At 37.4% G+C, this 14101-nt stretch carries 11 protein-coding genes; all 11 read left to right on the plus strand.

The features are described from left to right. Positions 1-2 precede the first annotated feature (2 nt). The 11 genes from N745_RS11615 (at position 3) to N745_RS0102590 (ending at position 14099) form a co-directional block, all read left to right on the plus strand. Positions 3-1064, plus strand: coding sequence for a 3-dehydroquinate synthase (locus N745_RS11615; RefSeq protein ID WP_024850570.1), 1062 nt, complete (start codon positions 3-5; stop codon positions 1062-1064). A gap of 5 nt (positions 1065-1069) precedes the next feature. After that, positions 1070-2410: a sedoheptulokinase gene (locus N745_RS0102545; protein WP_024850571.1), complete on the plus strand. Its 1341-nt coding sequence runs from the start codon at positions 1070-1072 to the stop codon at positions 2408-2410. 46 nt (positions 2411-2456) lie between these two features. Beyond that, on the plus strand, positions 2457-4235 hold the full coding sequence (locus N745_RS0102550; protein WP_024850572.1) for a thiamine pyrophosphate-binding protein: 1779 nt from the start codon (positions 2457-2459) through the stop codon (positions 4233-4235). 7 nt (positions 4236-4242) lie between these two features. Then, positions 4243-5199, plus strand: a complete 957-nt coding sequence (locus N745_RS0102555) for an NAD-dependent epimerase/dehydratase family protein (RefSeq protein WP_024850573.1) — start codon at positions 4243-4245, stop codon at positions 5197-5199. 10 nt (positions 5200-5209) lie between these two features. Beyond that, complete coding sequence (gene rfbB, locus N745_RS0102560) at positions 5210-6334, plus strand: dTDP-glucose 4,6-dehydratase (protein ID WP_024850574.1); 1125 nt, start codon at positions 5210-5212, stop codon at positions 6332-6334. Continuing rightward, positions 6331-7194 carry a glucose-1-phosphate thymidylyltransferase RfbA gene (rfbA, locus tag N745_RS0102565; RefSeq protein ID WP_024850575.1) on the plus strand — a complete coding sequence of 288 codons (864 nt, stop codon included), beginning with the start codon at positions 6331-6333 and terminating at the stop codon, positions 7192-7194. The genes rfbB and rfbA overlap by 4 nt, the downstream gene beginning before the upstream one ends. A gap of 101 nt (positions 7195-7295) precedes the next feature. Further along, positions 7296-8432 (plus strand): Gfo/Idh/MocA family protein, encoded by a 1137-nt coding sequence (locus tag N745_RS0102570; RefSeq protein WP_024850576.1) that lies wholly within the window; start codon positions 7296-7298, stop codon positions 8430-8432. A 47-nt stretch (positions 8433-8479) separates the two neighbouring features. Then, entirely contained in the window at positions 8480-10816 is a 2337-nt protein-coding gene (locus N745_RS12200; protein WP_024850577.1) for a glycosyltransferase, read from the plus strand. 11 nt (positions 10817-10827) lie between these two features. Beyond that, positions 10828-12012 carry an ATP-grasp domain-containing protein gene (locus tag N745_RS0102580; RefSeq protein ID WP_038070582.1) on the plus strand — a complete coding sequence of 395 codons (1185 nt, stop codon included), beginning with the start codon at positions 10828-10830 and terminating at the stop codon, positions 12010-12012. Beyond that, on the plus strand, positions 12005-13138 hold the full coding sequence (rffA, locus tag N745_RS0102585) for a dTDP-4-amino-4,6-dideoxygalactose transaminase (RefSeq protein WP_024850579.1): 1134 nt from the start codon (positions 12005-12007) through the stop codon (positions 13136-13138). Before N745_RS0102580 ends, rffA begins: the two co-directional genes overlap by 8 nt. 10 nt (positions 13139-13148) lie before the next feature. Continuing rightward, on the plus strand, positions 13149-14099 hold the full coding sequence (locus N745_RS0102590; RefSeq protein ID WP_024850580.1) for a glycosyltransferase family 2 protein: 951 nt from the start codon (positions 13149-13151) through the stop codon (positions 14097-14099). Positions 14100-14101 lie beyond the last annotated feature (2 nt).

The following is a 14101-nucleotide window of genomic DNA, read 5'->3' on the forward strand; positions in this document are numbered from 1 at the left end:
GAATGAATACAATTGCGATTAATTCGGGCGAAAAGAATTATGAAGTTACAGTTTTAAATCAGAAAAGTTTACAAAGTGAATTTGATGGGATCGCTAATAAATATAGAAAATTGGTAATTTTAGTTGATGCCAATATTAAGGCTTTATATCCTGATATTGTAGATTATGAAAAATATGATTATCTGGTGCTGGATGCGACTGAAGAACAAAAAAGTTTTCACAACTTAGATTTGGTATTTGATTTTTATCAAAAAATTGGTATGCAGAAAAAAGATGTTGTAATAGCACTAGGCGGTGGAATTATTCAGGATATAGTTTCCTTAACAACAAAAATTTATTGGAGAGGCATTGATCACTATCTTGTTCCGACAACTTTGTTATCTATGGCAGATAGTTCAATAGGAGCTAAATGTGGTATTAATTATAGAGACAAAAAGAACCAGATAGCAGTTTTTTATTCACCTTCTGGTGTTATTCAAAATCTGGAGTTTTTGAACACACTCAAAGATGAAGATATTGTTTCTGGTGTTGGAGAGATTGTTAAGCTTTTAATTACTAGTAGTGAAGAAGATTTTATTTTTCTTGAAAATAACATTCTTGATGCTTTAAAAGATCGGTCAAGATTTGCAGAACTTATCATTAGAAGTTTGTTATCGAAGAAAGCTGTTATTGAAGAAGATGAGTATGAATCAGACTTAAGACGTGTGTTGAACTATGGACATACTCTAGGGCATGCTGTCGAGTCTTTAAGTAATTATGCAATTCCTCACGGTGTGGCTGTTTTATGGGGTATGGATATCATGAATTATGTTGCCAAACAAAGAGGGTATATGCCGGAAACTTTATATCAAAGAATAAATCACTTGATTGTAAGCATCTACGATATTTCAAAAATAACAGTTGGTGATTATGAAAAATTACTAAATTTAGTGAAAAGTGATAAGAAGGTTGAAGGCAGTAAAATTAATATTGTATACCCAGAAGCTCTTGGCAGATTAGTTATTAAACCAATCGAAATTGACAATAATTTTTTGCAAAATATTAAAGAATATTATGGTGAGTAACTGTCTTGTACATCGGAGTTGATTTAGGTGTTAGCTTCATTAAATTTGCTTTATTTGATGAAGACACAATTTTAAGTGTAAAGCGAGTTCCAGCACCAACTTCTAAGCATCAAGTAGGTTATTTGCATGAAACGGATGCAGAGCTTTTTTTTGAATTAGTTAAGTCAAATTTAGATGATTTTGCAAGCCGTTATGAATCCATAAAAGGAATTCTGTTTTCTACTCAAATGCATGGGGTTGTTTTGTTTAATAAGCAGAACCGTATAGCTTCAAGTTATATAAGTTGGAAAGATCGACGAAGTGAACATTTTTATGTTGGTGGTGGCAGTGCGTTAGAGCATTTGTCTAAAATAATCCCCTTAACTTCACTAAAGAAAACGGGAATGCCTCTTCGTTCGGGTTTGCCCTCAGTTAATTTGTTTGTAATAAATCGACAGGACAGTGAACTGGCCAAAAATAAGACTTTTGGAACCATTGCTGATTATGTTGTATGCAAATTGACTGAATCAGATATGGCAACAAGTTTAAGTAATGCGGCTGGGACAGGCTTATTTAACCTTGAAATAAATGATTGGAATTATGAATTAATAGAATTGCTTGGCCTTGAATTTGACTTGCCAGACGTAATGTATGGGCTGAATCAGCCTATTGGTCAGTATAAGGGGGTTGATGTTTTTTCTCCGATAGGGGATCAACAAGCTGCCCTTTATGGATTAGAGCAAAACCTGGATAGAAAAGCTGTTAGCAATATAGCGACAGGAAGTCAGGCTACAGTAGTGAGTTCCAAATTAATCATGAGTAGTGGTTTTCAGACCCGACCATTTATTGATGACTCATATCTATTTACAATCCCATTTATACCCGCAGGAAGAGTGCTAAACTCTCTAGTTGTGTTTTTTCAGAGTATTTCAAATGAGCTTTTCCAAGAAAATTTTTCATATGATCAAATTTGGAATTATTTTTCAAAATATATCAATTCCATTGAAGAAAACTCAAGCTTAGATTCTGAAAAGGAATTTTTGAAAGTAGATACAGACTTGATAGGCAGTTTCAGCTCTGATGGGGGTAGCATCAAAAATATTACAGAGAATAATTTTCATTTGAACGCTCTGGTGAAAGCCTTTTTATTTGATATCGTTGAAAATCACATCAAAGCGATTGAACAGCTAAAAGAAACTGGTGTCATAGAATCAATTTTACTGTCAGGTGGAATACCTTCAAAGCTGAATTTAATAGTTCGCATGTTTCAATTAAATCAGGATTTGCCAGTTTATTTACCAGAAGTCAAAGAGGATGCGTTAAACGGGTTAAGGTTGCTGGTAAAAAATAAAGTAAGAAGTTGGTAAATTAAATTTTTAGATTATTCAGTGTTATTGCTGTGAGGATTACTAAATGCGATTAAGCGATTATGTAGCGGATTTTTTTGTAAAGAAGGGGTGTGAGCATGTATTCATGGTTACCGGTGGTGGAGCCATGCATTTGAATGATTCACTTGGGAAATCCGATTTGACGTGTGTTTTTAATCACCATGAACAAGCATGTGCAATTGCTGCTGAAGGATATTATAGAGTTTCTAATAAAGTTCCATTAGTAAATGTTACTTCTGGGCCTGGTGGAACAAATGCTATTACGGGTGTTTATGGGGCATGGGTTGACTCAGCTTCAATGATTGTCATCTCTGGTCAGGTGAAACGTGAAACAATGGTGGGATATTATCCTGATTTGAATTTAAGACAACTTGGTGACCAAGAGTTAGATATTATTCCGCTTGTTGATAGCATAACGAAGTATGCCGTTACCGTATGGGATAAAAATCAAATTAGATATGTTTTAGAAAAAGCTTGGTTTGAGGTAACAAATGGAAGGCCTGGACCAGTTTGGATAGATATTCCTCTCGATATTCAAGGTGCTCAAATCGACCCTGAAACCTTAGTGGGATTTGAGGTTGTGCAGCATAAAAATGCTCAAACTAAACAGAGATTAGTAACACAGGCAAAAGAAGTTTTTTCAAAAATTAAAAACTCAAAAAGACCATTATTATATTTGGGTACAGGTGTACATATCTCAGGGCAAAAAGAAAATGTTTTGAACTTCAGTCGCAAACACAATATACCTGTTGTTACCGCATGGAATAATAATGATTTAGTACCGGATTCTCACCCTTGCTATGTCGGAAGGCCGGGTACTGTAGGTGATAGAGCAGGAAATTTCGCAGTACAGGCAAGTGACTGCTTAGTTGTTCTAGGGTCTAGATTAAATATTCGGCAAATTAGTTATAACTGGGAAAATTTTGCTCCGAATGCACATGTTATTATGGTCGATATAGATTCAAATGAACTATTTAAGCCTACATTAAATGTAGATTTCCCGATTAATGCAGATTTGAAAAATTTTATGGCATGTTTACCCGGTGGAGAACAGCCCATAGGTAATGAAGAGTGGTTGAATTGGTGTATTGAAAGAAGGGATAAATACAAAATGGCAAATGAAGAGCACTTGCCAGAAAAATCGAATGCAGTTAACCCATATCGCTTCATGCATGAGTTATCAAAATATCTTTCTGAAGATCAAATAACAATAACAGGTGATGGAACTGCTTGTGTTGCAAGTTTCCAAGCTATGCAGGTGAAAGAGAATCAAAGATTGTTCACCAATTCAGGATGCGCATCAATGGGGTACGATGTGCCTGCATCAATTGGAGCATACTATGCTTCAAACCGCACGGTAAATTGCCTTGCAGGTGATGGGAGTATTATGATGAACATCCAAGAGTTGGCGACTATAGCTGGAAACAAAATACCAATAAAGATCTTTGTTTTAAATAACAATGGATACCATTCAATTAGGCAGACACAAAATAATTATTTTCCCTCTGGGAAAATGGGATTTCAGCCAGATAATGGCGTTAAACTACCGGACTTTGAGAAAATTGCGTATGGTTATTCTTTACCCTATTTTGCAGTCAAAGAGCTGGGAGCTGTTGAGCAGGTTTACAAAGAAATTCAAAGGTGTGAAGGCCCTGTGCTATGTGAGGTCTTTCTCGATGTTGAACAAGAGTTTATGCCGAAGCTTTCTTCGAGAAAACTAGAGGATGGAACAATGGTGTCTGCTACATTAGAGGATATGTATCCATTTTTGCCGGAAGATGAAATGCTAAAGAATAGAGTCTAATAAAAAAATGTCGAGTTTACTGATAATTGGGGGTACGGGTTTTTTCGGTAAATCCATTTTGGATGGATTTAATAGGGGGTTGCTCGGCAAGTGGAATATACAGAAAATTATTGTAATGGCCAGAAATCCGGGAAAGCTTAAGAGCGAAGCTCCTGAATTATTGTCAGACAAAGTTGAACTGTTTTCGGCAGATATAGCTAAAGTTGATTCCCTGCCAGATGCGGACTATGTTATTCATGCTGCGGCGTCGACAGATGCCTCAAAATATCTTTCACAAGGTGAAGAAGAAAGAAAGAATATCATTTCAGCAGCACTTAATTATTGTAGGTTAGCACCGATTTTCCATAAAAACAGCAAAATAGTTTTTTGCAGCTCAGGTGCAGTTTATGGTCAGCAACCTTCTGGTGTAGGTTTTTTGGAAGAGAATATGGACTTTGGTGATGCAGAAAACCTGGCAGAAAACAAAAAAGCCTACGCTTACGCGAAGAGGGATTCAGAGAAAGCTTTTCAATCTTTAGCAGTTGATAACAATATGAATGTAAGTGTAGCTAGGTGTTTTGCTTTTGTGGGCAAATACCTTCCAAGAGATCAACATTTCGCAATCGGAAATTTTATTGCTGATACTTTGAAAGGCCAGTCTATTCAAGTCAAAGCACCCCACTTAGTATATCGTAGCTATATGTATTCAGATGATTTGGTTGAATGGCTAATGACATTGTGTGGAAGTGGGAATCAAAACTGTCCAATTTACAATGTTGGTTCTGATATTTCTATAGAATTAAGAGATTTAGCAAACTTACTTGCTGATATATCAGGAAGAGAACATATCAGTTATGTGAAAACATCTGACTATATAGATAGATATGTCCCATCTGTTGATTTAGCTAAGCATTCTCTTGGTGTTTCGTTGAGGACTGACCTAAGAACTGCGTTGAGTCAAATTCTAAAAAATGAAATATTATAGGGTGTGACTTATGTTGGATGAGCAAAGCAAAAGCAAGACATTTCTCATCACTGGGGGGGCAGGCTTTATTGGTTCTGCAGTTGTTCGACATTTAATTGAGCAGACTTCAAATATAGTTATTAATGTTGATAAACTAACCTATGCGGGTAATTTGGCATCACTTGAACCCATAAGCTCAAATGATCGTTATTTTTTTGAAAAAGTAGATATTTGTGATGCTAGTGAGATAAAGCGCATTCTGTCTGATTATCAGCCGGATATTATTATGCACCTTGCGGCAGAGTCACACGTTGATCGTTCTATTGATGGTCCTGGTGAATTTATACAAACCAATGTGGTTGGGACATATACCTTGTTGGAGCAGGCGCGTTATTATTTCAATCAACTTTCGGAGCACCGGCAAAAAGCTTTTAGGTTTCATCATGTATCAACAGATGAAGTATATGGGGATCTTCCTCATCCTGAAGATGTTGATGGAGAGCTGTTACCACTTTTTACCGAAAGCTCTGCTTATGCACCCAGTTCACCATATAGTGCTAGTAAAGCTAGTTCAGACCACCTAGTTAGAGCTTGGTTTCGAACTTATGGGTTACCTACATTGGTTACCAATTGTTCAAACAATTATGGACCTTTTCATTTTCCTGAAAAATTAATTCCGTTGATGATTCTTAATGCTCTTCAGGGAAAAGCATTGCCAGTATATGGTAATGGTAATCAGATTCGAGACTGGCTCTATGTTGAAGATCATGCTCAAGCGTTGGTTTTAGTGGCTACATCGGGCAAAGTTGGCGAAACTTATAATATTGGCGGCAATAATGAAAAACAAAATATAGAAGTGGTAAATGCCATTTGTGATATTTTGGAAGAGTTGGCTCCGGAAATTCCGTTTTCGAAAGCCTCTGGGAATAAGGGAGGATACAGGTCTCTTATAACGACAGTAGCAGATAGACCAGGACACGATATGCGTTATGCAATAGATGCTAGCAAGATTGCTAGAGAGCTAGGGTGGCAACCTAAAGAAACCTTTGAAAGTGGGCTGAAAAAAACGATATGTTGGTATCTAAATAATCAGTCGTGGTGTAACAAGGTCCTGGGCAGTGGTAATCTAGGGGAACGCCTAGGAAAGAAAGTATGAAAGGCATTATTTTAGCAGGCGGGTCTGGAACAAGGCTTTATCCTATAACCAGAGGTGTGTCTAAGCAATTACTACCTATTTACGATAAACCAATGATTTATTATCCATTGTCGGTGCTAATGTTGGCAGGCATTCAAGATGTCCTGATTATTACAACGCCAGAAGATCATGAGAGTTTTGTTAGAGTGCTGGGAGGTGGTAGTGATTTTGGTGTTAATCTGAATTATGCAATTCAACCTAAACCTGAAGGACTGGCTCAAGCTTTTACCATTGGTGAAGAATTTATTGGCAATGATAGTGTTTGTCTAATTTTGGGTGATAATATTTTTTGGGGGCAAGGATTTACCTCGGTTTTGAAAAAAGCTGTTGCTCGAGATAGTGGGGCGACGGTATTTGGCTATCAAGTAAATGACCCTGAAAGATTTGGGGTGGTAGCATTTGATAAAGACTATAAAGCAACAAGTATTGAAGAAAAGCCTGAATCACCGAAATCCAATTATGCCGTTACGGGATTGTATTTTTATGATAATGATGTGGTAGAAATTGCCAAAGACGTTAAGCCCTCTCCTAGAGGAGAGCTTGAGATTACATCAATTAATCAGAGGTATCTTGGAGACGGGAAACTTAATGTAGAACTACTTGGTAGAGGGTTTGCATGGTTGGATACAGGGACGCATGAAAGCTTGTTAGAAGCGGCTCTTTTTGTTGAGACAATCGAAAAACGACAAGGCTACAAAATTGCATGCCTTGAAGAAATAGCTTGGCGAAATGGATGGCTCACAGAAGAAAAATTGATGCAGACAGCAAGATCTCTGTCAAAAAACGGATATGGTCGTTATTTAGAAAAGTTAATTTTCTAATTTTGTCAATCATAGAGCCTATTGCTATGTATGATAGACATTTAGTGGGTATGTTTTTGTTTTCTATGTTTTATAGTTTTGTGTATTTCTAAGGTGGATTTGTGGGTTTTCAAAAATTGAAGTTGGGGTTTATTGGTGGAGGAATTAATTCTGCCGTAGGGGAAGTTCACAAGATTGCGGCTCAAATGGATGGGCGTTTTGAGTTGGTTGCGGGGTGTTTTAGCCAAGACTCCAATATAAATAATGAAACGGCTGAGCAGTGGGGTGTTTGTAAAACCAGAATTTATTCCAATTGGTGTGAGCTGCTTAACAGCGAGTGTGGAAAAATAGATGCAGTTGTTATACTTACGCCAACTCCTCTCCATAAAGATGCAATAGATACAGCATTGGATATGAATATTCCTGTTATTTGCGAAAAAGCATTGGTAAGCAGCTCACATGAAGCTAGTCAAATAGTTCAAAAAGTGAATGACACACAAGGCTTTTTGGCGGTTACCTACAATTACACTGGCTACCCAATGATACGGGAATTGAAAGAAATGCTGAAAAATGGAACCATTGGGAAAATAGAGCAGGTTCATATTGAGATGCCTCAGGAAGGTTTTTTGAGGGTGGGCAAAAATGGTGAGCCGATCACTCACCAAGGGTGGAGAATGAAAGATGGAAGTATTCCTACATTGTCTCTAGACTTGGGAGTGCATTTACATCATTTAGTAGATTTCTTAACCTCAGAAAAACCTGTAGAAGTGGTTTCAAGAACGAATCATTATGGAACACACCATCAAGTTGTTGATAACACTGTGTGTATAATCAATTACACAAATAATCTTTTATGCAATATGTGGTTTAGTAAATCCGCATTAGGATGCAGAAATGGACTGAAAATCAGGATGTTTGGTGATTGTGGATCATTAGAGTGGGTTCAGTTAAACCCCGAAAATTTGATTTTAAACGATAACAAAGGTCAGACGGTGATAATTGACAGGTCTTCTGCTCAAGTAAATGTAGCAGATCTGAAGAAATATAACCGATTTAAACCTGGTCATCCCTCAGGTTTTATAGAAGCTTTTGCAAACTATTATTATGACGTTGCAGATGCTATAACGAGCTATAGAGGGAAAAGAGACCCAAAGTCAGAATATGTGTTTGGTGCGGACTTAGCATACGAGGGGCTCAAATTTTTAGAGGCAGTTGAAATCTCGGCAAAGAGTAGAACTTGGTCCAAGGTTGTTTTTTAAGCTATACAACAAAGAGTTGTTGGTTCATGAAGAAAAGGTAAAATGCGGTGAAATTCTCAGTAATAATTCCAGTGTATAACGGGGCTGGGCACATTGAAGCTTGTGTTCAAAGTATTTACTTTCAACAGAGAAAAGACTGTTTTCAAGTAGAGATTCTCGTTGTCGATGACTGTTCCACCGATTCTACTCAAGATGTCTTAAGTGAATTACAAAAGAAATACGACATATCTGCTTTTAAGACGGAAAAAAACGGTGGCCCCGGTGCTGCAAGAAATTTAGGACTATCAAAAGCTACTGGTGATTGGGTGCTTTTCCTAGATTCTGATGACACTATGACAGATAGGGCGTTATCAGATTTATCGGATTTCATTTCGAACTCAGATAGAAAGTTCGATGCGGTTAGTTTTAATTGGAAGTTTGATGAAGGTTCTTCTCAAATCCCAGTTAACAGAGGTGGTCGAACAGACTTAAATAGTGTACAAAAAACTAAGCAAGAAAGGATAAAAGACTTCCTCTCCTTTGGAATGGATGGTTCGGTTATCTATACCTCGATGCAAAGGGAGTTTCTTGAAAAGAATTTAATTAGGTTTAAGGCGGGGTTGCATGAAGATGTCGACTTCATCTTCTTGGTTTATTTTTTTGCTGAGAACATAGGGGTGTTAGACATGCCTCTGTATGTTAAAAACAATCGCAAAGATTCCATAATAAACTCAATTTCAATAGATCACCTTAAAGGGTATTTTAGAGCGTTCAATGATATTTATTCTTTTTTGAAGTCAAATGATTCCTTAACAAAAATAGAAAAGGAAAGTGGCTTCAAAGGGCTGATTGGTTTGGTAGCTACTAGAGTTCGCGATATTTGTAACTACGAGCCTGATGATGTTCATGCTTATGATATGTTGCATTTTTTGTATAAAGAGCACCTTAAAATAATTGAATCTTATTTTGAAGGTGTTGCCAAGCCACATTTAATTACAAAGTATGGCCGAATCTACAAAGCTTTCCTTAAGTTTTCTAGAAATGAAAGTTTTGATAAGGATGGCGTACAAGAACTCAGACGCTTTATGACTGACATAGCTCCTAAAAGCTGGAGTTGCTATGATTTACATAGTTCAATATTTCTTGGTCCGGATGAAGTTAGAGCATGTTGTAAAAGATTTTTTGTAGATAACGAGAAGAAGGGGGATGTGGTTCTTTTAAAGCCACCATCGTACTCCTTTTCTGAGTTTACAGCAGAGAATATTTTGAAGCAGAAAAGGGATTTGTACTTTCGGATAAATAAAGATGAAGCACCTGAATGCTCTGGCTGCCCTTTTTTAGAGTTTAAAGATTGGGGGCATGCGCCGACCTTGGATGTCGAGCACATCTCTTTTGAATATCACTCAGTTTGTAACATGAAATGCTCTTATTGCAGTGATACATACTATGGGGGCAAGAAGGTTCAATATGATATTGAGGGCTTGGTAGATGGTTTAATTTCATCGCAAAAAATGGATGCATGCAATTCTATCGTTTGGGGTGGCGGAGAGCCAACAGCCGATAAGATGTTCCCTACATTATTAAGCAAGATGGCAAATGCTTTTCCAAAAGTTAGGCAGCGGGTAATTACTAATGCGACTCGCCATCTTGAAGTTGTTGCGAATTTAATTGAAAAGGATCAGGTGACGATTACGACAAGTATCGATGCCGGAAGTGAAGCAGTATTTCAGCAAGTCAGAGATAGTAAGAAGTTTCATTTGGTTTTGCAGAATCTTCAGAAGTACGCCCAAAATAAACCTGAAAATATAACCGTCAAATATATTGTGCTTGATGAAAATAACAGTTTTGAAGAAATACAATCATTTGTCAGTTTAGTTCATGAGTATGGTCTTGTAGGATGTAACTTTCACATTAGTTATGACTTCAACAAAGAGAAAGTTGATCAGAAATCAATGTTTGCAGTTGTGGCTTTATATGCACTACTGAAAAAACTAGGGGCTAGGCTGATATTCTTTGATGATTTGCTAAGACATAGGTTGGATAATATGTCGAAGGATCAGTATGTCAGTGTACGAGCTTTTTTAAGTGAGTTGGGGCATGGAGATGCCATTGCAGACTACAATGATTTTCATGAGATAATTATATGGGGGGCGGGTACGCAAACCAAAGAGCTGTTAATGAAGTCATTATTCTTAAAGAATGTTAATGTAGCTTATATAGTTGATGATACGCCTTCAAAAATAGGTACTTCTTTCGGTGGATATCCTGTGTATTCATCTAAAAAAATTCTTGAAGATGATTTGCCAGTTTTAATTTCTGCAGTTCAAGGGTCGCCAAAAATACTCAGCAAGTTCAGCGAAATGCAGTTGGATGAGAAAAGGCTTATCAAAGGTCTGATTCTGTAGTCAGTATTGAAATGATGAAAAAGAAAATATTGGTTTTGGGGGGCGGGCATGCTGATATCCCAATAATTAAACAGGCTCAGAAACGGGGCTATTTTGTAATTACAACTGGAAATAGACCAGGTGACTTGGGTCATCAGTTTTCAGACAAATATATTCAAGCCGATTTCTCGAATCCCGAAGAAATGTTAAAGGTAGCGGAAATGGAAGAGGTAACAGCTCTATGTCCATCTGCAAATGACTTTTCATTTCTTTCTTGCGCTTATGTTTCGAAGAAACTTGAAATAGGAAATTTTGATTCCTTGGAAACAGCAAGAATTATTCATCACAAAGATTTATTTAGGCAGTTTGCTATAAAAAATAAATATAGTGTACCAATTGCGGTTTCAGCAAACACAATTTCAGAAGCTCACTCGAAAGTTTCAGAGTTATCTTTTCCTGTGATCATTAAGCCTGTAGATTTAAGTGGAGGAAAAGGCGTGTCCGTCATTCATGAAATTTCTGAATTGAATGAGGCAATGGAGTTTGCTCTTAGTTCATCACGAGCTCAAAGAGTTGTTATTGAAGAGTTTGTTGAGGGTACTAATCACGGCTTTACGTGTATTATAAAAAACAGAAAGGTTGTTTTTTATTTTTACGATAACGAGCATTACTATATCAATAAATATTTAGTGTCAGGTGCATCTGCACCCGCTGATATTCCTGAACAAACTATTAGTCAACTTATCAATGAGGTAGAAAGACTAGCAGAAGAACTTTGTTTGGTTGATGGATTGGTTCATGTGCAATTCATTTTAAAAGAAGAAAGAGCATATGTTTTAGAAGTGTGTCGACGCCCACCAGGAGACTTGTATGTGGAATTAGTTAAAAAGGCTACGGGTGGGAACTATCCTGATTGGATATTGTCAGGTTATTTAGGTGAAGACTTCAATTCGATATCGTCTATGCCTGTTACGAAGTGTATTACTCGTCATTGCATTATGTCTGATAGACCAGGAAAAATAACGGAAGTAACCATTGATCCAAAGATACAGGATAAAGTTATTGATAGTATGTTTTGGTGGAAGTCTGGCGAAAACATTGCTGATGAAAAGGTCTATAAAGCCGGTATTGTTTTTATTGAATATGACTCTATTGCTGAGATGGAAGAGTTATTGCCAAGGTTGAATAAGCTCATTAGGATTCGTGTTTGTGATTAAGTTTAATGTTCCGCCATTCACAGGAAAAGAACAAGAGTATGTGATAGAGGCAATCAATAGCCAGAAACTATGCGGTGATGGAGAATTTTCTCGACGTTGCCAGGGCTGGTTTGAAGAGAGGTTCAGTTTTAAAAAAACCTTGCTTACACCATCTTGTACCCATGCTTTGGAAATGGCCGCTTTGTTATTGGATGTTGGTCCTGAAGATGAAGTGATTTTGCCAAGCTTTACTTTTGTCAGTACAGCGAATGCATTTGTGCTGCGTGGAGCATCCATTGTGTATGTCGATATTTGTCCTAAGACTATGAATATCAATCCAGAAATGATAGAGGCTGCAATTACTGATAAAACCAAGGCAATTGTTGTTGTACATTATGGCGGGGTTGCATGTGATATGGACCGTATCATGGTTCTGGCTGAAGAAAAGGGTGTATATGTAGTTGAAGATGCTGCTCAAGCTATGATGTGCTCATATAAAGGAAAGTTTTTAGGTGGCATCGGTCACTTGGCGGCATTTAGTTTTCACGAAACAAAAAATTACACTAGCGGTGGAGAAGGCGGCCTTCTTGTCATTAATGATGATCGGTTTATAGAGCGGTCAGAGATTATTCGTGAAAAAGGTACCAATAGAAAACAATTTTTTCGAGGTCAGGTAGATAAATACACCTGGGTTGACATCGGCAGTAGTTATTTGCCCTCTGAACTCCAAGCAGCATTCTTATTAGCTCAGCTAGAGTCTGCTGATGAAATTAATGATAACAGGTTAAACATTTGGAAGGGTTATTACTCTTCGCTCGAAAGACTTCAAGAATCAGGGCTGTTGGAGTTGCCGTTGATTCCAGAAGGTTGTGCGCATAATGCACATCTCTTTTATTTGAAACTTGAAGATATGGAACAGCGTAGTAACTTTATACAGTTTATGGCTTCAAATAATATTACTACCCCCTTTCATTATGTACCTTTGCATAGTTCACCGGCAGGATCTAGGTTTGGCCGTTTTCATGGTGTAGATAGATTTACCACAAGTGAAAGCAATCGGTTGGTCAGGTTGCCAATGTATTTTGGTTTAAGACAAGAAGATTTGGAAACAGTGGTAGATTCTGTAGGTCATTTTTTTAATTCTTAGTGTATTTTTTATGCGTTTATCAATTGTAGCGACTCTTTATTGTTCATCCAGTTATATAGCTGAATTTTGTAGCCGAGTAAAAGATACAGCTACAAAATTAGTTGATGATGACTATGAAATCATATTAGTTAACGATGGCTCTCCAGATAATAGTTTGGAAATAGCAGTGGAAATGTCCAAAAATGACGGGCATATCAGAGTTGTAGACCTCTCAAGAAATTTTGGGCATCACAAGGCGATGATGACCGGCTTGATGCATGCAACAGGTCAGAAAGTATTTCTGATTGACAGCGATCTTGAAGAAGAGCCTGAGTGGCTGTTAGTGTTTGATGAAATACTGCAAGCAGAAGATTGTGATGTCGTCTATGGTGTTCAAAAACAAAGAAAGGGAAACTTTTTTGAGCAGTGGGGCGGGAAAATATTTTATAAGCTCTTTAATTTTTTGACAGGATTGCAGCTGCCAACGAAAGGCATAACAACTGCACGGTTAATGAAAAGGGCATATGTTAAAGCATTAGTGCAGCACCAAGAAAGAACAATCAGTATTGGTGGACTTTTTCAAATTACAGGGTTTCAGCAAAGAGCGGAAGAAGTTGTAAAGCACTCCAGAAGCGAGAGCACCTACACGTTGAGAAAGAAAATGGCTTTGGCAATTGACTCCATAGCATCGTTCAGTAACTTACCTTTGTTGATGGTGTTTTATCTGGGGTTGATTGTGTCGTTTATTGCTCTTGTAATAATTGTGTACTTTATTGCTCTGTGGCTGTTCTTTGATAATCCGGTCCAAGGTTGGACATCGTTGATTGCATCTATTTGGCTTTTGGGGGGGATGATAATTTCTTCAATAGGTATGTTGGGTATTTATTTGTCAAAGATGTTTATCGAGGTTAAGCAACGCCCTTATACTATCGTCAGACGAATTTTTGTCCATGGAAAAGCCATTGATTTCTTAGAGGAATAGTG

It is taken from the genome of Hydrogenovibrio kuenenii DSM 12350, assembly GCF_000526715.1.
Taxonomy (GTDB): domain Bacteria; phylum Pseudomonadota; class Gammaproteobacteria; order Thiomicrospirales; family Thiomicrospiraceae; genus Hydrogenovibrio; species Hydrogenovibrio kuenenii.